Origin of the sequence: Salinicoccus sp. HZC-1 (genome assembly GCF_046736035.1) — a bacterium.
Lineage (GTDB): Bacteria > Bacillota > Bacilli > Staphylococcales > Salinicoccaceae > Salinicoccus.
On record NZ_CP177130.1, the window covers coordinates 375619 to 392324 of the forward strand.

At 45.0% G+C, this 16706-nt stretch carries 19 protein-coding genes; 13 read left to right on the forward strand and 6 right to left on the reverse strand.

All coding sequences use genetic code 11. The annotated features are described in order from the left end of the window. The first annotated feature begins 20 nt into the window (after positions 1-20). The 5 genes from ACKRAT_RS01955 (at position 21) to ACKRAT_RS01975 (ending at position 4870) form a co-directional block, all read left to right on the forward strand. Positions 21-794 carry an SDR family NAD(P)-dependent oxidoreductase gene (locus ACKRAT_RS01955; protein WP_411843435.1) on the forward strand — a complete coding sequence of 258 codons (774 nt, stop codon included), beginning with the start codon at positions 21-23 and terminating at the stop codon, positions 792-794. Between the two features lie 174 nt (positions 795-968). Then, entirely contained in the window at positions 969-1361 is a 393-nt protein-coding gene (locus ACKRAT_RS01960; RefSeq protein WP_411843436.1) for a GntR family transcriptional regulator, read from the forward strand. Continuing rightward, entirely contained in the window at positions 1345-2250 is a 906-nt protein-coding gene (locus ACKRAT_RS01965) for an ABC transporter ATP-binding protein (RefSeq protein WP_411843437.1), read from the forward strand. The genes ACKRAT_RS01960 and ACKRAT_RS01965 overlap by 17 nt, the downstream gene beginning before the upstream one ends. Further along, entirely contained in the window at positions 2222-4258 is a 2037-nt protein-coding gene (locus ACKRAT_RS01970) for a hypothetical protein (protein WP_411843438.1), read from the forward strand. The genes ACKRAT_RS01965 and ACKRAT_RS01970 overlap by 29 nt, the downstream gene beginning before the upstream one ends. Before the next feature lie 75 nt (positions 4259-4333). Beyond that, positions 4334-4870: a DUF402 domain-containing protein gene (locus ACKRAT_RS01975; protein WP_411843439.1), complete on the forward strand. Its 537-nt coding sequence runs from the start codon at positions 4334-4336 to the stop codon at positions 4868-4870. Between the two features lie 39 nt (positions 4871-4909). Here ACKRAT_RS01975 and ACKRAT_RS01980 read toward each other — a convergent pair whose 3' ends face one another. Then, a complete protein-coding gene (locus ACKRAT_RS01980) occupies positions 4910-5788 on the reverse strand; it encodes an SDR family oxidoreductase (protein ID WP_411843440.1) in 879 nt (292 codons plus the stop codon). Between the two features lie 136 nt (positions 5789-5924). Here ACKRAT_RS01980 and ACKRAT_RS01985 point away from each other — a divergent pair, with 136 nt between their 5' ends. The 6 genes from ACKRAT_RS01985 (at position 5925) to ACKRAT_RS02010 (ending at position 9972) form a co-directional block, all read left to right on the forward strand. Then, entirely contained in the window at positions 5925-6782 is an 858-nt protein-coding gene (locus ACKRAT_RS01985; RefSeq protein WP_411843441.1) for a LysR family transcriptional regulator, read from the forward strand. 31 nt (positions 6783-6813) lie between these two features. After that, the gene (locus tag ACKRAT_RS01990; RefSeq protein WP_411843442.1) at positions 6814-8022 is read left to right on the forward strand and encodes an MFS transporter; all 1209 of its coding nucleotides are present in this window, start codon (positions 6814-6816) and stop codon (positions 8020-8022) included. Beyond that, positions 8022-8507, forward strand: a complete 486-nt coding sequence (locus tag ACKRAT_RS01995) for a DUF456 domain-containing protein (RefSeq protein ID WP_411843443.1) — start codon at positions 8022-8024, stop codon at positions 8505-8507. The genes ACKRAT_RS01990 and ACKRAT_RS01995 overlap by 1 nt, the downstream gene beginning before the upstream one ends. Before the next feature lie 104 nt (positions 8508-8611). Then, positions 8612-8902 (forward strand): hypothetical protein, encoded by a 291-nt coding sequence (locus tag ACKRAT_RS02000; protein WP_411843444.1) that lies wholly within the window; start codon positions 8612-8614, stop codon positions 8900-8902. 82 nt (positions 8903-8984) lie between these two features. Next, positions 8985-9326: a hypothetical protein gene (locus ACKRAT_RS02005; RefSeq protein ID WP_411843445.1), complete on the forward strand. Its 342-nt coding sequence runs from the start codon at positions 8985-8987 to the stop codon at positions 9324-9326. Positions 9327-9408: 82 nt separating this feature from the next. Further along, on the forward strand, positions 9409-9972 hold the full coding sequence (locus ACKRAT_RS02010) for a GNAT family N-acetyltransferase (RefSeq protein ID WP_411843446.1): 564 nt from the start codon (positions 9409-9411) through the stop codon (positions 9970-9972). Here ACKRAT_RS02010 and ACKRAT_RS02015 read toward each other — a convergent pair whose 3' ends face one another. Further along, the gene (locus ACKRAT_RS02015) at positions 9973-10560 is read right to left on the reverse strand and encodes a TIGR00730 family Rossman fold protein (RefSeq protein ID WP_411843447.1); all 588 of its coding nucleotides are present in this window, start codon (positions 10558-10560) and stop codon (positions 9973-9975) included. A gap of 39 nt (positions 10561-10599) precedes the next feature. Beyond that, entirely contained in the window at positions 10600-11679 is a 1080-nt protein-coding gene (locus ACKRAT_RS02020; RefSeq protein ID WP_411843448.1) for a hypothetical protein, read from the reverse strand. Positions 11680-11819: 140 nt separating this feature from the next. On the opposite strand from ACKRAT_RS02020, the gene ACKRAT_RS02025 reads away from it, so the two are divergent. Then, complete coding sequence (locus ACKRAT_RS02025; protein ID WP_411843449.1) at positions 11820-12506, forward strand: DUF542 domain-containing protein; 687 nt, start codon at positions 11820-11822, stop codon at positions 12504-12506. Positions 12507-12543: 37 nt separating this feature from the next. Here the strand turns inward: ACKRAT_RS02025 and ACKRAT_RS02030 are convergent, their stop codons facing one another. Next, on the reverse strand, positions 12544-12678 hold the full coding sequence (locus ACKRAT_RS02030) for a hypothetical protein (RefSeq protein WP_411843450.1): 135 nt from the start codon (positions 12676-12678) through the stop codon (positions 12544-12546). 37 nt (positions 12679-12715) lie between these two features. On the opposite strand from ACKRAT_RS02030, the gene iscB reads away from it, so the two are divergent. Beyond that, positions 12716-13948, forward strand: a complete 1233-nt coding sequence (iscB, locus tag ACKRAT_RS02035; protein ID WP_411843451.1) for an RNA-guided endonuclease IscB — start codon at positions 12716-12718, stop codon at positions 13946-13948. Positions 13949-14211: 263 nt separating this feature from the next. On the opposite strand, the gene pnpS is transcribed toward iscB, so the two are convergent. Further along, positions 14212-15996, reverse strand: coding sequence for a two-component system histidine kinase PnpS (gene pnpS / locus ACKRAT_RS02040; protein WP_411843452.1), 1785 nt, complete (start codon positions 15994-15996; stop codon positions 14212-14214). Further along, positions 15993-16694, reverse strand: a complete 702-nt coding sequence (locus tag ACKRAT_RS02045) for a response regulator (RefSeq protein WP_411843453.1) — start codon at positions 16692-16694, stop codon at positions 15993-15995. The genes pnpS and ACKRAT_RS02045 overlap by 4 nt, the downstream gene beginning before the upstream one ends. Positions 16695-16706: the final 12 nt, after the last annotated feature.

Here is a 16706-nt window from a genome sequence, read left to right on the forward strand (position 1 = left end):
ATAGGAGGAGGAGAGAGTCCATGGATTTTGGATATGAAGGCAAAGTCGCAGTGATTACAGGCTCGAGCAAAGGGATTGGACGGGAAACAAGCGAACAGCTTGTAAAACTTGGTGCGAAAGTAATCCTTGTTGCCAGAGGTGAAGAGGCACTGATCGAAGCGAAAGAGGAAATCTCACAGTACGGTGAAGTGGACTTTATCAAGGCGGATGTAACTGAAGATGGCGCAGCTGATAAGATTATCGGCGGTACAGTGGAGAAATTCGGCAGCATCGACATACTTATCAATAACGCCGGCGGCTCTTTTGCGAAAGCGTTTGATGAAGTGGAAATATCCGACTGGGAGCAGGATATCGATCTAAAAGTGATGGCGGCAGTCAGGCTGTCAAAAGCAGCTCTGCCTTATCTTAAAGAGCGGGGCGGAGCAATATTGAACATGACGGCAGTGCTCGGCAAAACGCCGCCGGCCTCCTCCCTGCCGACGACGGTCTCCCGTGCAGCGGGCATGGCGATGACAAAAGCAATGAGCAAAGATCTGGGACAGTACGGCATACGGGTGAATGCTGTATGTATCGGACTGATAAAAAGCGATCAGATTATGAAGATGTGGAAAGATGATGCGCCGGACTTAAGCTGGGAAGAATATGCGCGTCTGGATAAGCATAATATTCCACTCGGCCGCATTGGTGACACTAAGGAAGCGGCCAACGTCATCACATTCCTGTGTTCTGACCTGGCCTCCTATGTAAATGGGGTTGCCGTCAATGTTGACGGTGGTTCCGGCCATGCACTCTAAGGAATGACATTTCTGATTCGAACCCTCCCGGGGTTACAGATGAAATAAAATATCGAACTATGACCTGAATAATGGACTGTGGAAAAAATTGTCCATTATTCGGGTTTTCTATTGTCAAAAACCAATACCAACTGTATTATTTAAATTAATACAGTTGGTACAGGAGGTGTGCATGTGTTTAATCTGGATTTGAAAAGCAGGATTCCAATTTATGAGCAACTGACACAGAAAGTCAAGCAGCTGATTATTCAGGATGTTCTGAGACCGGACGAGAAACTACCATCCGTAAGAAGTCTGGCACAGGAATTAACGATCAATCCGAATACGATTCAAAAAGCGTATCGTGAATTGGAAAGAGAAGGATATATTTACTCTTTGCCCGGAAAGGGAAGTTTTGTAGACGAAATGAAAACAGGAACCAATCATGAGCGGATTAAGGAGCTGTCGGATGATTTGGAGAAAATCATCAGGGAACTCCTTAAAATGGATGTTCCCAAAGATTATTTAAAAAATCTGGTAGAGCATGCAGATCAAGGAAAGGAGGATATCAATGAGACTGGAAACTAAAACTTTGTACAAATCATTTGGCAGACAAAAAGCGGTTAATAATGTAGATCTGTCGATTGAACCCGGAACGATTAATGGCCTGCTGGGATCCAACGGGGCCGGCAAAACAACTTTCATGAAACTATTGGCGGGTATCTACAAACCGGATGCAGGTGATGTGTTATACGATGGGCAACAAATATTTGAAAATCCTGATATTAAGAATGACGTGCTGTTCATCCATGATGTGCCTTATTTCTTCAGCGGGGTCAGCCTCAATGATATGGCGGCATTCTATAAAGGGATGTATTCAAATTGGTCCGGGAAACGGTTTAAACAGCTGACTGGTCATTTTAAACTGGATCCTGAAAAATCCCTTTCACAATTATCCAAAGGGATGAAACGGCAGGCGTCTTTCGTACTCGCTTTCTCATCCTGTCCCAAAGTGATGCTGCTCGATGAGCCGTTTGATGGTCTGGATCCGATCATCCGGCGCCAGGTTAAAAACATCATGATGCAGGATATTGCCAATTATGGAATGACGGTCATCGCATCGAGCCATAATTTAAGGGAGATGGAAGATCTTTGTGATTCCGTCTCCATCATGCATCATGGGGAATTGCTGTTCCACAGGGATCTTAATGAAATCAAAGGAACGCACTGCAAGCTCCAGATTGCTTTCGACACCCTGCCGGACGAAGCATTCTATGAGCGTCTGGGTGTTGTCCACCGTGAAGTAAAAGGAAGAATTGTCACATGCATCATCAAAGGTGACCTGGATAACATCGAAGAGAAAGTGACGAAATATAATCCGTTGATGTACGATATTCTGCCGCTGACACTCGAAGAAATATTTACTTATGAAATGGGGGAGCAAGGCTATGAAATCAATAACATCATTGTTGAATAAAACATTACTCAGCCATTTCATGGGGAGCGCCTTCTGGCTCACTGTCCTCTATCTGATTGGAAATATTCTGGTACAGCCATTCGTGTTATGGATTCTATCGGTCAACATGAACAACAGGCCCGGGGGAAATGAGGGGTCTATACCGGCCAATCCGCTGGAGACGGCAGCGGAATTCCAGCTCATCGGCGGAATGATCTATGTTGTATTGCTGGTGCTCTTTCTATTCAATTACAGGAATAAAGAAGACTCGGTCGACTTCATGCACAGTCTGCCGGTGAAAAGACACAGGATAATGAGCCATTTAATCTTATCCGGCCTGATCCATATTACCGTGCCGCTGCTGATTACGGCAGCCATCCTGTTCTTTGAAAGATACATTTTGAATTTCGATATTGCACTGCAGGACCTGGCCCTCTGGCTGGTCTATTCACTGTTTATACTCTATGTGGTTTTTGCGGTCTCGTTATTTGCCGGACTCCTCGTAAACAGCATATACAATCATCTTCAGATGGTTGTCATCATATTTTTCCTGCCGGTGGTTTTCTGGAGCCTGAACGTTTCGGCAGCCGGGCTGTTATTCGACGGCATCGCCAACGGGCCAGCTTCTCCGGCACCGGGGGACAGCGGGATAATAAATATTGTCACAAATAACACTTTCCCGATATTTGCGGTACAGCAGGTGACGGCCGGCTATGACATATGGAAGATGATCATCTGGGCCCTCGCTGGCATCGTGTTCATCATTCTTTCCTATATTCTGTACAACAGAAGTAAGAATGAAAATGTCCATTATAATTTTAATCATACATGGGTGAGGAACCTGCTTGCCGCCGTCATTTCGATTACGGGAATGCTGATGATCGGGCTGATGATTTTATTCGCTCTGCCGGTTTCCATTGTCGTTACGGTACTTTCATTCGGCATTGGGCTGTTATTCTCATATATCGTTACAGAGATGTTCTTTCAGGGGGCGGCAAGAATCAGTTTCAATGTTTCCTCCATCGTTACCACACTCATATTCCTGATCATATTCTGGACTGCCTTCATCATCGGATGGAACCAGTATGTCTCCTATGTGCCTGAGGCTGAGGATGTGGCGGGTATCAGTATCAGCAGTTCCAATATGAGAAGTGATTATGGCACATACCGTGGACAGACGGATTCAGTGAGCGATGACTTCCTCTATATTGACGACAGTAATGTGATTGAGCGTACGCTCGAATTTCACCAGACTGCGATAGACAGCGAAAAGATTTCAAATCAGGATGGACGGGCGGACCTGCTTGAAATCAGCTATAAAATGAAAGACGGCAGTCATATCCAAAGACAGTTCAGCAAGTTTGAAATGGAACAGGACATGCAAAAAGACATGGCAGCGATGCTGAATGACGGCAGATTTGCCGACGCCTACGATATTCTCTTCAATATCGAGGAGCCGGAAGCGGTGTCCGCCATAGATATCAACGGCAGGAATGGATTTTTACAGCTCAGCGACGGCGAAGAGTTAGAAGCATTCATCAAAGATTACCAGACGGCAGCACATAAGGCACCTAAAAATGCACCAATGATGCTGGGCAACCAGAATGATCCCCTCGCCTGGGTGAATGTTCATTTCCCGGATACAAATTATCAGGGCCATGCATCCATCTATAATGAAGCATTACTCGAACGGATCACCGCAGACAATGAACTGGCAGAGTACCTGGGGATAACGGATGCACAGGAAATGTATACCGCTTCGCTATCAGATGATGAAAAAGGGGCATTTTTCGATGATTATAATAGCTCGACATTTAATCAGCTGGAGGATGATTATGACTTGGAAACAGTGGAGCCGGAAGACCGGGATGCACTGTATGAGTCGGTCAATGCCGGGAATCTGGATGCCTCCGGCGACAAAGTAATGCTGTATAAGACGGGAAATGCAGATGTTTATTATCCTGAAAACGGAGAAGAAACCCGCGGATCAGGAGCTTCAGAGACGCATATTATACTCGGTATTGAATAGTAAGCACTACTCGGTCCATATCCCTTCACATTCTTTCCACAATTTCTGTATAATTGGGTGAAGGAGATGAGTGTGATGAAGACCAAGTATCTCGATAAAAGAGGGTGGAGACGTCTCCTCCAATCCAATTACCATGAAAAAATCATTCAATATCAAGGTGAAGAAATACTCACTGGTATTATTGAAATTATAAAAGTCAGATCACCGCTTACGGTACCAATACTTAATCAGGAAGTGCTGGTGTGTGACGATGGCTTTCGGTGGCTGCAAATATTGCCGAAAAATCGAAACTACAGTATAACAGTGATGTATGATGACCAGTGGCAGGCAGTCCAATACTATTTTGACATCAACATAAAACATTTTTTAGAATTGAAAAATGCGAGAAGGGTGGATGTTTATCTGGATGTGCTTGCTTTACCTGACGGGCGGTACGAATTGGTGGATGAATTTGATATTAAACGTGCGAGAAGCCGCAGGGAAGTATCAAGAGAACAGTATGATTTCGCCTACAGTGCTGCCAATGATGTCATGGCTGAATTGGAAAGGGACTTTAGTCAGTTCGAGAGAATGGCGTCACACTGCTTAAAACAATTGGATATGAAAAATTAAAACGCCAGTCGAAAGACTGGCGTTTTAATTTGCTTATATTTAGCTGGTCATATAATCCCCGCCATTGACATGGATGACCTGTCCCGTCATATAACTGGCATCGGGTGAAGCCAGGAATACATAGCTCGGGCCGAGCTCGCTTGGCTGGCCGCGGCGTCCCATCGGGGTGGTGCCCCCGTGCTTTTCCACTTTCTCCGCATCGAAGGTTGCCGGAATCAGCGGTGTATAGATCGGCCCCGGCGCGACGGCGTTTATTCTTATGCCCTTTTTGGCCAGATTGCCGGCGAGTGAACGGGTCAGTGATGTGATGGCTCCGTTGGTCGCAGAATAGTCAATAAGTTCAGGTGAACCGTTATAAGCGGTAATGCTTGTCGTGTTGATGACGCTGTCGCCTTCCTGCAGATGCGGAAGGGCAGCCTGGGTCAGGAAGATGATGCCGTAAATATTAGTCTCGAATGTTTCCCTGACCTGGTCTTCCGAGATGCTCAGGAAATCAGTAGTCGGATATTGTACACCGGCGTGGTTCACGAGAATATTCAATTTACCGAATTTCTCCAATGTGAAATCTACAAGTGCCTGGCATTCTTTCTTTTTCTTTACATCGAATGAATAGATCTCACACTGTACGCCGTGTTCTTCCACCATCGCTTTCGTGTCTTCCGCGTCTTTGTGCTCATCCAGATATCCGAGGACGAGATTGGCGCCTTCTTTGGCATAAAGGAGCGCAACCGCGCGGCCGATACCGGAATCTCCGCCAGTGATGATTGCGGTCTTATCTTTCAGTTTGTCACTGCCTTTGTAATAATCCGCTTCATAAATCGGCACGGGGTCCATTTCCCTTTCGATGCCCGGCTGTCTGTCTAAAGTATAACCGTCAATTTCTTCATCGATTTTCTCAAATTTGTTTTTATCCGCCATTTTATGATCATCTCCTATTTTCGTATGTTTAATGCATATACCCAAATCAAAATGATTCAACACTAAATAGCGGCAGGAAGATTGAAAGAACAGGATTTTGTGATAAGATTTCCTTATGTATGAAAGGATGTTGGCTATGAAAGTCGATGATTATAAATTGTTGGTAACTCTGGATGAAACCAAAACGCTGAGACGTGCAGCAGAAAAGCTGTTCATCTCCCAGCCAGCGGTCAGTCAAAGATTGAAATCGATCGAGGACGAGTGGGGCGTGAAAATTTTCGTCAGGACAAAAAAAGAGCTTTATGTGACTGGTGAAGGGGAAAAGGTTATTGAACATGCCAGAAATGTGGTGGATAAGGAAGCGCTCGTAAAAGAGTATATAAGAATCAATCAGAATTCAATACAGGGCAACCTTTCCATCGGTGTTTCCTCATTGATCGGGCATACCATCCTGCCGGAAATCGTCGCACAGTACTTAAATTTATATCCAAATGTGAATATTAAAATCAAAGTGGGGTCATCCCAGCAGATTGTGGAAGAACAGAATGATTTCCATATTTCGATCGTCCGCGGCAACCGCATGATGAACAAACAGAATGAACTGCTGTTCATCGACCGGCATTATCTGGTGACACCGAAATCAAATGAAGGGGATAAAAGCCTGCCCATTATTGAATTCCAGGCTGATCCGATCTATCTGAGTGAAATCGAACAATTCTTTGAACAGAGGTTCAACAGGAAGTATGATCCGCAGATTAAAGTGGATCAGATTGCAACGTGCAGGGCATTGCTGCTGGAAGGCATCGGGGTGACTGTACTGCCTGAAATTGTTCTGGATGATTTTGATAAGGATAAATTCAACCTGGATGAAGTTTTGTTCGACAACCGGCCGATAACGCGGGATACTTACATCGCATTCGATAACAGTGTGCTGGAACTTCCGCAGGTTAAAGCATTTTTAACGCTCGTCAGAACTTTTGTTAATGCATCATAATTTTTAAAAAAGAGATGGAAGAATGGTGTAGATGATGAGGGATCTTTTCCAAATCCGGAACTATAAACTGTTTTTATTCAATATGACTCTGCTGGGTATGGCGGTCTCCCTGACTGCACCGTTCCTTGTTATTTTTATGACGGAAACGCATGGTATGCCGACGTCGACTTACGGTATTTTCATGGCACTCGTGGCTGTCGGCAGTTTCTTCATGAATACGGTCATAGGAAGAAAGAGTGACGCACTCACATTCGACCGTAAATATCTTATTATCGCGGCCCTCGTAATGATGGTGATCGCTTTCGCAAGCTTTCTTGTCATCGGTAATGTGTGGTTCCTGGCGCCTGCCTATATATTATTCGCATCACTCGGTGCGCCCGCCATGCCCCAGCTGTATGCATCCGCCCGGGAATCCATCAATGCCTACCGTTCAAGCATTGCGGTGCTGGCAAATACGGTTCTGAGATCGATGTTCTCGTTCGGATTTCTGTTCGGCCCGCTGATTGGTTCTGTACTGCTCGGGGTATATGGATTCCAGGGGCTCTTTACCGGCACTGTCATCATGTTCATTGCAGTATTGGGCCTGTCCTTTTTAATTAAACCCGCAGCAAAAAAAGAAGTGCGGAAGACTGACTTTGAAATAAAAACCTATGAAGAGCCAAAAGCGCCCAACCTGTTGAAGAACAGGACGCTGCTGCTTCCATTTGTAGCATTTACCATGCTTCATGTGGGACAATGGATGTATCTGCTCAATATGCCGCTTTATGTGACGAATTATTTGGGAGAACCTGAAAGTGCAGTCGGTATACTTGCGAGTCTGTGTGCCGGTCTTGAAGTGCCGCTCATGATTACAATCGGATTGATCGCCGGAAAAATAAGTTCGAAATCGCTGATGATCATCGGCGGGTTTTTGGGGAGTATGTACTTCCTTTCCATTGGAATCTTTGATGATTTTACAGCAATGGTGATCGGCCAGCTGCCGCTTGCACTGTTTCTGGCTGTCCTTCTGGGACTCGGAATCAGTTACTTCCAGGACCTGCTTCCGCAGTTCCCGGGGTATGCGTCGACGCTGTTTGCGAATGCCATGATCGTCGGCCAGCTGCTCGGCAATCTGCTTGGCGGAATGGCCGGTGATACTGTCGGTGTGGAAAATTCATTCTTCATATCCGGGGGATTCTTATTCGTTGCATTCATATTATTTTTCTTTACTAAATCTGAACTGAAAAAAGGAGAAGTTTGATGGAAATTCTTTGGTGGATTATTATCGCCGCAGCTTTCATACTGGGGTTCGCCGGACTCGTATTCCCGGTCGTTCCATCGGTAGTAATGTTCTGGATCGGCTTTTTAGTGTTTCAATTCGCAATCGACAGTGATGCATTGTCGTGGATGTTCTGGATTATTGTGGTTGTGCTGACACTGCTTGTATTATTCAGTGATTTCATCGCAAACAGTTACTTTGTCAAACGGTACGGAGGAACAAAACGGGGTGAATACGCAGCAATTGCCGGTGTAATCATCGGGATGTTCGTATACCCGCCGCTCGGTGTCATCATTGTGCCGTTCATTTTCGTTCTGATCGTTGAATTAATCGGTTCGCAAGATGTGAAGCAGGCGTTTAAAGCCTCAATCGGTTCATTGCTCGCATTCCTTTCGAGTGCGATATTCAATGCGGTTATCTATGTACTGATGGTCATCTGGTTCCTGCTGGATGCCCTTGTATTCTAAGGAAAGCCCCTCGCATTTTTGCAGGGGTTTTTCTATTGGCTGAAGTTTCTCAACTTTGTAATGAAGTGCTATAATGTTAATGAAGATGGATGAAGGGTGATTGGATGAAAAGGTTGTATACACTCGCACTGGTGCTTATGCTGGCGCTGGCAGGCTGCGGTGAGGATGAGAGCCAGGCTGCAAAAGATCTGGAGAAGATCAACAAGCAGAATACTGAATTGGAAAACAAGATACAGAATCTCAAAAGTGAGAATGATCAGTTGCAGAAAAATATCCAGATCAAAGAAGAGGAGCTTCAGAAACTGCAGGAAGCGGAGCGGAATGGTGAAGCTTCCGATAACGGGAAATCTGAAGAATCGGAAGAATCCGAAGATCAGGAAGAATCAAAGACGTAAGCTTCCTGGATTATAAACGATTACAAAGCCGCTTTATTGGGAATGTAAACTATATGAAACTGAGGAGAGCGAGGAGATTTTGATGCACGAGAATAAATTTAATATCGTGGAAGGCAAGGTCATGTCCCTGGAGGAACTGGGACATGAAGTGGAAGAAATTACCGGCATGCAGGTGAAGCGTTTTAAAGGGTTCGAATCCAGGGTGGTCGCCCAGAAACCAAGTCCGGACCAGGAATTTGAAACATTCAATGTCAGGTTTGACTTTGAAGAATCCTACGATTTTGTAGATGTCGTGTTTACGACGGATAAGAAAGCGCGCCTAGAGGACTATGACTTCAATAACGACAAAGTGAAAGTCCAGCTGATGTCCTATAAAAGAATGGATGCCCCAAAGAGTAACGAAAGTGAAAAGGTGGAAGAGTAGGAGAGTGATCTCTTCTGTCTCTTTCATTTTTATTTGAGGGGAAGTATCAACAAATAATAGTAGAGAGTGGCTGAGTTTCGTCATGAAATATATTAAGACAAAAAGGCTGATCATGAGAGATTGGAAGCAGAGCGACATTCCGGAATTTGTGAAAATGAACAAAGACCGGGACGTCAGAAGATATTTTCCGAACGTGCTGTCAGCTGAAGAATCTGAAAAAATTGCTGTTGAAATCCAAAAGGATATTGAAGATAGAGGATTCGGGCTGTTTGCTGTGGAGCGCCGGGATACGGGTGAATTTATAGGGTTTACCGGTATGCAGGTGCTGGAGGAAGATGGTCCGTTCCGGCTCGAAATACTGCCGTGCATTGAAATTGGATGGAGACTGGCTAAAAGACATTGGAACCAGGGATTTGCGACAGAAGCGGCTCGGGGCGTACTGAAATTTGCCGAACGGCACACGGATATAAAAGAAGTATATGCCCTCGCTGCAAAACGGAATGCGCCTTCCATAAGCATCATGGAGAAAGTAGGCATGAAAAAAGTGGATGAATTTGACCATCCGCAGATCATTGATGGCCATTCATTGAAAAAGCATGTGATCTACATCATAGAATTAGAAAAACGCCGACGATTTTCATTATAATCATCGGCGTTTTATATCGTTATACGTTCTGACTTCCACAGGGGTGAATGTACCGAGCTTCTCAAGGAGTTCACCGGCTTCTTTGCCTGTAAAAAGCTGCTCCATGTATTTTGCCTGGAGGAACCCTTCTGCAATTAATTTATCAAATAGCTGGAGGAGTTCATCGTAAAAATTATTAACATTTAAAATGCCGATTGGTTTTTTATGCAAGCCAATCTGTCCCCATGTGAACACTTCGAAAAATTCTTCAAGCGTTCCGGCACCGCCGGGGAGCGCAATGACTGCATCTCCGAGTTCTTCCATCATTTCTTTTCTTTTATGCATCGATTGTACAATTTCCATGCGCTGCACATCAGGGTGCGCCATTTCACGGTCCATCAGGAATTGGGGGATGACACCGGTCACCCGGCCGCCCCGCTCCAATGCACCATTTGCAACAGCGCCCATCATACCGACGGCACCGCCGCCATATACGATTCCTATGTCCTGTTCTGCAAGATACTGCCCCAGTTTAAAGGCACTTTCCTCATATAACGGATTCGTCCCTGTACGGGCTCCGCAGAATACAGTGATATTTTTTATCTCCATACGGTATACTCCCGTCATATTAAAGAGGCCAGGCCTCTTTTAAGAATGGTGTTTATCCAAATGTCTGTTAATCTTTTTCTCAAGCTTCTTCTGATGCTTGGATTTGGACATTGCACTTGGAACGCCCGTTTTCCTTCCATGTGCGGTAACTTTCTGTTCCTGTAATTCGCGGTGTCTGTTGAATAAAGAATCATCTTTTTCTGTTTCCGGTGTTTTTGCGTATGATGTGCCGCGGGGATCAAGTGCCTGTTTATGCTTTTTAAAGAGATCACCGGCTTCATAGCTTTCTTCAGGATGTCCTTTAACTTTTTCTTCGATATATGGATTAATACTCTCTGTCATGTTGTCCATTCCTTTTTCCGTATTATTGTTGTTATGGAAATTTTCTTCATCATTCAAATCTAATCTATTTTCATCATTTTCGTCAAGGGTGGCACGATTGTGCGACTGATCTTCATAATATTCGGCTGCAATACCGTAATTATCGGGATTGGATTTTTTCTCAGTGTAAACTTCCGAACTGTCTTCCTCAGTTTCATCAAGACCGGCACGGTTGTGTGACTGATCCACAGAGTATTCGGCTGCAATGCCGTAATTATCAGGATTGGATTTTTTCCCGGCGTAAACTTCCGGCTCCGGTGCAGATGTTCCAAGATGATCACTCTCAACCGTCATCAAATCAGATTTATCCTCATTGTCGGGCTGAGTATGGGACTGCATAATTTTGGGCACCTTGACTTTCGACTGATCGGATAGGCGGTTCTTACGGTGTTTTTCTTTTTCCTTCTCGAATTGCCGGAGGAGGGCATCCTCTTCCTTCACACTTTTTTGATATGACTTGATATCCTTTTTGTATGCAGTTTCCTGGCGTTTGTCAGAAATCACACCGCTGACAGTGGAGACAGCAGACTTGCCCGTATGATAAGTCGACGTACTTGCATTTTTAACTGCACGTGCTGCATGCGTCCCTTTGTCTTTAGCCGTGCCGTACACAGCATTCGACGCAGTACCGAGCTTTTGCACATCCGGATGTTCTTTTATGCGATTCCGTTCGTTAAAAAGCGGGACAAGCAGGACGGGTAACAATGTTACGGCCATTCTCACTTTATCATTCATCATTTATACCTCCAACATTACTTATATCATGATTATAATATACCCATGCAAATGTTTCATTAAACCGTATGCTTATCCAGCATTATCCGTTTAGAATTATGGTGATAAAGGTATTAGGAATAATATACGAGGAGGAATGCACCGTGAAAACAATAACTGAGAATATGACATTAGGGGAAGTTGTAGTGGAAGTTCCCAAATCCAGCGATATATTAAGAGAACTGCACATTGATTTTGTGAACCATGGCCATCAGCAGCTCGGTGATGCCGCATTCGAACGGGGCCTGCCGATAGAAAATATACTATATGAAATTAATGAACTGGATACAGAAAATACGGACGGCATCGATATAAAATATATGGATGAAATCAGCATCATCAAATATATACAAAGGCGCTATCATGAAGATTTAAAAGATGAGCTGCCGGTGCTCGAGCCGTATATTGAAAAAATGGTGAAACAGGAATCCGGACTGGGAGAAGTCATGGATATCTTCAGAAGCCTTAAAAAATCACTGCTGGAACACATTGAGGAGGAGGACGCAAGCGTCTTCCCATTGCTCGAATCCTATATCGGCAGCCCGTCGGAAAGTAAGAAAGAAGCACTCAGACCCCGTGTGACAAAGATAAAAAATGAACATAGGGATGTCACTGAATTCTTCTATAGACTAAGAGAGGTTACAAATGATTTTACACCGCATGAAGGGGCGTCAGGCGTTTTGAGGCTCGTCTATGACCGGCTGGGCAGACTGGAGAGTGACACATTGGATCATATCCATCTGGAAAATAATATATTGTTCGAAAGAGTCAATAACCCATCACTAAAGTGACAGGCTTGTGTAATAAACAAGTCCGATATTGACTAGCCTAAGTCTTCACTGACTCCGTTGGATGGGTCATGACACCTACAGATGCCCGTTCTAGTCTGTAGCCCTGTCGCCTGTGATTAAAAGTTCTGTTGGGACGGAACGGTGTTGCAGACAGGACAAGCCTTTCCAACATTGGCGAAGCACACCTTACTCTGAAAGGCGGACGTAACTTGAGAGTCTACGTCGTTAATTTACGAAATCAGCCGTTAATGCCCACGACGCCTAAAAAGGCGCGTACGTTATTAAAAGACGGCAACGCAAAAATCATCAAGCAAACGCCGTTTACGATTCAATTGTTGAATCCAACGGGAGAAAACAAACAAGAGATTTCGCTTGGCGTAGACGCCGGAACGAAGCACATTGGTGTTTCCGCCACAACGGAGAAACAGGTACTATACGAAGGCGAAGTGTTGTTACGTACAGATATCCAGAAATTACTGTCAAAGCGCCGGTCGTTGCGCAGCGCAAGACGCAACCGCAAAATCCGTTACAGAAAACCCCGGTTTTTAAACCGGAAACGTCCAACAGGATGGTTAGCTCCGTCCGTCCAAAATAAAGTTGATATGCACGCCAAAATAATTAACAGAATACATCAGATATTACCAATCAAAAACGTAACAATAGAAGTCGCACAATTTGATATCCAAAAAATCAAAAACCCAGGTGTTTCGGGAGACCTATACCAAAAAGGCGACCAATTAGGTTTCTGGAACGTCAGGGAATACGTATTCTTCCGAGATAAACATAAATGCCAACATTGCAAAGGGAAATCAAACGATCCGATTTTAAATGTCCATCATATTGAGAGCCGCATGACAGGTGGTGACAGTCCGGATAACCTACTCACGCTCTGTGATTCGTGCCACGATTTGATTCACCGGACGAACCGGGAACATTTATTCACACGCAAAACACAATCGTTCCGGGATGCTTCTCAAATGACCGTCATGCGTTGGTTTATCTATGATGCCATCAAAGATAATTATCAGCACGTTCAATTAACATACGGTTTTCAAACGAAAAATACACGGATTGCGAACAACTTAGAAAAATCACACATTGTGGATGCTCGTTGCATCAGCGGTAACCCGTTGGCGAAACCCATGCACTCGTCTTATTTACTGAAACAGGTACGTTCCAACAATCGCCAATTACACAAAATGACCATCGGAACAGGTGGACACAGAAAAGCCAACAAAGCCGAACGTTTTGTGCATGGATTTCAGTTATTTGATAAAGTAAGATTCCATGGAACAACCTGCTTTATCTTCGGACGTAGAAAAACGGGTTATTTTGATTTACGATTGCTCGATGGCACGAAAATACACAAAAGCGCATCCATTAAGCAATTGATACTTCAAGAAAAAACCACAACACTCTTACAAGAAATACAAACCCAATAAGGAAGGATGTGCAGGTTGGTTCCTCTTATGACTAAAGTCGCGAGTCTCCACCAACCCAAAAACTTATGAAGGAAGCGGCAAAATAAAGCTGTTTAAGTAAGACGGCACACCAGATCTGGCATGCATGATTCAGGTTTGGTGTTTTTCTGTGGTTATTTTTATGGAGAATCGGAGTGATGGAGGGCGGCGAAGCAATAAGACAAGCCGTCAGAGTCATCAAAAAAGGCAGGACCTGTCCATGGGTCCCGCCTCGATCATCCAATTTATTTTCTCTGATTCTGCGTTTTAGGCAGTATGACGGTAATTGTCGTGCCTTCTCCTTCAAGGCTTTCTATTTCTATTCTTCCGCTGTGGGATTCGATCAGGTGTTTTACTATTGCGAGACCGAGTCCTGTGCCGCCTGAATGCCTTGAGCGGGCTTTGTCCACTCTGTAGAAGCGTTCGAATATGCGGGGAAGGCTCTCCTCCGGGATGCCGATGCCGTTATCACTGACAATGAGCTGGGCTTCGTGCATGTTTTCCCGCAGATCCACCTTGACGGTGCCGCCTTCTGACGTATAGTTGATGCCGTTGCCGATGAGGTTTAATACGACCTGCCGGATGCGGTCCCGGTCGCCTTCAAGCATGATGGCGTTATCTTCAGCCGGCAGTATTAATTCCGTCTGTTTCTGTTCGGCAGACCCCTGCAGTGTGACTGCCGTTTCATAAATCAATTCTGTTAAGTCGACTGTTTCAATATTAAGCGGTATTTCCTGCCTTTCGATTTTTGAAAGGTTCAACAGGTCGCGTATCAGGCGATCCAGACGCTGACTTTCATCATGGATGATTGTCAGGAATTGTCTGGTGGTGTCTTCGTCTTTAACTTCCCCTGAGAGCAGTGTTTCTGAAAATCCCCTGACGGAAGTCACCGGTGTTTTCAATTCATGTGAAACATTGGCGACAAAGTCACTGCGCATTTTTTCCAGACGTCTTATTTCTGTAATATCATGCAGTACGATGATGACGCCCTTCTGGCGCCAGCCCTGACCGTAATAAGGGGCGAGGTGCGCATCCATTATGCGTTCATCCGGATAGTAGGAATGGACTTCATCATGTACTTTTTTATTCTCTTCGAACACCTGGCGGATCAATTCGCCAAGACCGAAGCCTTCTCCGACTTTGTCGTAAGGCTGTCCCACAATATTTTCAGCGTGCTGGGAAAAGAATCTTTCCATTGCAGAGTTGACGAGTTCAACTTCGCCTTTTTCGTTGACAAGCATCACTCCGCTTACCATGTTGGACATGATACTCGTGAGCTGCCGCTCATTTTCCTCGATTTCTTTCATCTGACGCTGGAGACTTGCTGCAAGATCGTTTACCGAAGATGCCAGGTCTCCGATCTCGCCGCTGGCTTTTGTGTTTACACGGCTGCTGTAGTCTTTCTCACTGAGCCTTTTTGTCACAGCCATGATACTGTCCATTGGTTTTGTTATTCCCCGTGCAATCAGTATGCCGGCACCTGTTGTCACCACGAGCATGATGCCCAGTACAATCGCGAGTGAAATCCAGAGTGCACGCATGGCATCATCTATCACCTGCAGCGAAAGGGACGTGCGGATCGCACCGATGGTTTCGCCTTCCGAGACTACCGGCGTTGCGACATACATCATGTTCAGGTCCTGGGTTTCACTGTAGCGGATGGATTCTCCGAAATCATCATTTGTATTGAGGGCTTTTTCAAACTCAGGCCGGTTTTTATGGTTATCCATCGCATCGGGGTCATTTTCCGAGTCCGCAAGCACTTCGCCTTCATCATTTATAATGGTGAAACGCATTTCAATCGGATGTTCAAAATTACTGACCCATTCCTGCACTCTGTCACCATCTTCGATGGCTTCTGTTGCAATGATGATTTGTGAAACCATTTCAGCATTTTCAATAAGATGCTCTCTTGTTGTTTCTGTATATGCATTCTGAAGGATTGTTGCAAGAAGGAACCACAGTGTCACGACCAAAGCCAGGATGAGAACAAAAAATCCTAAGGAGATCTTCAGCCAGAGGCGTCTCATTCTGCGGGGCCTTCCAATTTGTATCCGAATCCGCGGATTGTCCGTATATATTCGGGCCGTTTGCTGTCATCTTCAATCTTTTCCCGCAGATGACTGATATGGACATCGACGATCCGTGTATCTCCGTCGTAATGGAAATCCCAGACACCGTTTAACAGCTGATCGCGGCTCAATACTTTCCCTTTATGGTTCGCGAGATAAAGGAGCAGTTCAAATTCTTTCGGTGTGAGTACCAGCAGTTCATCGCGGAAATACACGGTGTATTTATCCAGATGTATTTCCAGATCACCGATTGTCATCACTTCATCTGTCGCTTTTTCAGCCATCTCTTCGACCTGGCTTCTTCTTAATATTGCTTTGACACGGGCGACCACTTCACGCGGACTGAAGGGTTTTGTCATATAATCGTCTGCGCCCAGTTCAAGACCGAGAATCTTATCGAACTCTTCATCTTTTGCCGTAAGCATCAGGATGGGTGTATTCATCTTTTCCTGTCTTAAAGTTTTACAGACATCCATGCCGTCCATACCGGGAAGCATAAGATCCAAAACGATGAGATCCGGCTTTTCGGTAAGAGCGAGATCGAGGCCCTGTCTGCCGTCTTCTGCAGTCAGGACAGAGTAGCCGGATTGCTCCAGGTTAAACTTTAAAAGCGTTACAATTGAAGGTTCATCATCAACAACCAATATACTGCGCATGTCTTACTCCTT

What these genes read in the sequence shown, in the direction of transcription:
- ACKRAT_RS01995 (WP_411843443.1), top strand. Translation starts at nt 8,022, where the DNA reads ATGGAAATTCTTTGGTGGATTATTATCGCCGCAGCTTTCATACTGGGG.
- ACKRAT_RS02005 (WP_411843445.1), top strand. Translation starts at nt 8,985, where the DNA reads ATGCACGAGAATAAATTTAATATCGTGGAAGGCAAGGTCATGTCCCTG.
- ACKRAT_RS01965 (WP_411843437.1), top strand. Translation starts at nt 1,345, where the DNA reads ATGAGACTGGAAACTAAAACTTTGTACAAATCATTTGGCAGACAAAAA.
- ACKRAT_RS01955 (WP_411843435.1), top strand. Translation starts at nt 21, where the DNA reads ATGGATTTTGGATATGAAGGCAAAGTCGCAGTGATTACAGGCTCGAGC.
- ACKRAT_RS02015 (WP_411843447.1), bottom strand. Translation starts at nt 10,560, where the DNA reads ATGGAGATAAAAAATATCACTGTATTCTGCGGAGCCCGTACAGGGACG.
- ACKRAT_RS01985 (WP_411843441.1), top strand. Translation starts at nt 5,925, where the DNA reads ATGAAAGTCGATGATTATAAATTGTTGGTAACTCTGGATGAAACCAAA.
- ACKRAT_RS02010 (WP_411843446.1), top strand. Translation starts at nt 9,409, where the DNA reads ATGAAATATATTAAGACAAAAAGGCTGATCATGAGAGATTGGAAGCAG.
- ACKRAT_RS02030 (WP_411843450.1), bottom strand. Translation starts at nt 12,678, where the DNA reads ATGTTGGAAAGGCTTGTCCTGTCTGCAACACCGTTCCGTCCCAACAGA.
- ACKRAT_RS02000 (WP_411843444.1), top strand. Translation starts at nt 8,612, where the DNA reads ATGAAAAGGTTGTATACACTCGCACTGGTGCTTATGCTGGCGCTGGCA.
- ACKRAT_RS02045 (WP_411843453.1), bottom strand. Translation starts at nt 16,694, where the DNA reads ATGCGCAGTATATTGGTTGTTGATGATGAACCTTCAATTGTAACGCTT.
- ACKRAT_RS01990 (WP_411843442.1), top strand. Translation starts at nt 6,814, where the DNA reads ATGATGAGGGATCTTTTCCAAATCCGGAACTATAAACTGTTTTTATTC.
- pnpS (WP_411843452.1), bottom strand. Translation starts at nt 15,996, where the DNA reads ATGAGACGCCTCTGGCTGAAGATCTCCTTAGGATTTTTTGTTCTCATC.
- ACKRAT_RS01975 (WP_411843439.1), top strand. Translation starts at nt 4,334, where the DNA reads ATGAAGACCAAGTATCTCGATAAAAGAGGGTGGAGACGTCTCCTCCAA.
- ACKRAT_RS01970 (WP_411843438.1), top strand. Translation starts at nt 2,222, where the DNA reads ATGAAATCAATAACATCATTGTTGAATAAAACATTACTCAGCCATTTC.
- ACKRAT_RS01980 (WP_411843440.1), bottom strand. Translation starts at nt 5,788, where the DNA reads ATGGCGGATAAAAACAAATTTGAGAAAATCGATGAAGAAATTGACGGT.
- ACKRAT_RS02020 (WP_411843448.1), bottom strand. Translation starts at nt 11,679, where the DNA reads ATGATGAATGATAAAGTGAGAATGGCCGTAACATTGTTACCCGTCCTG.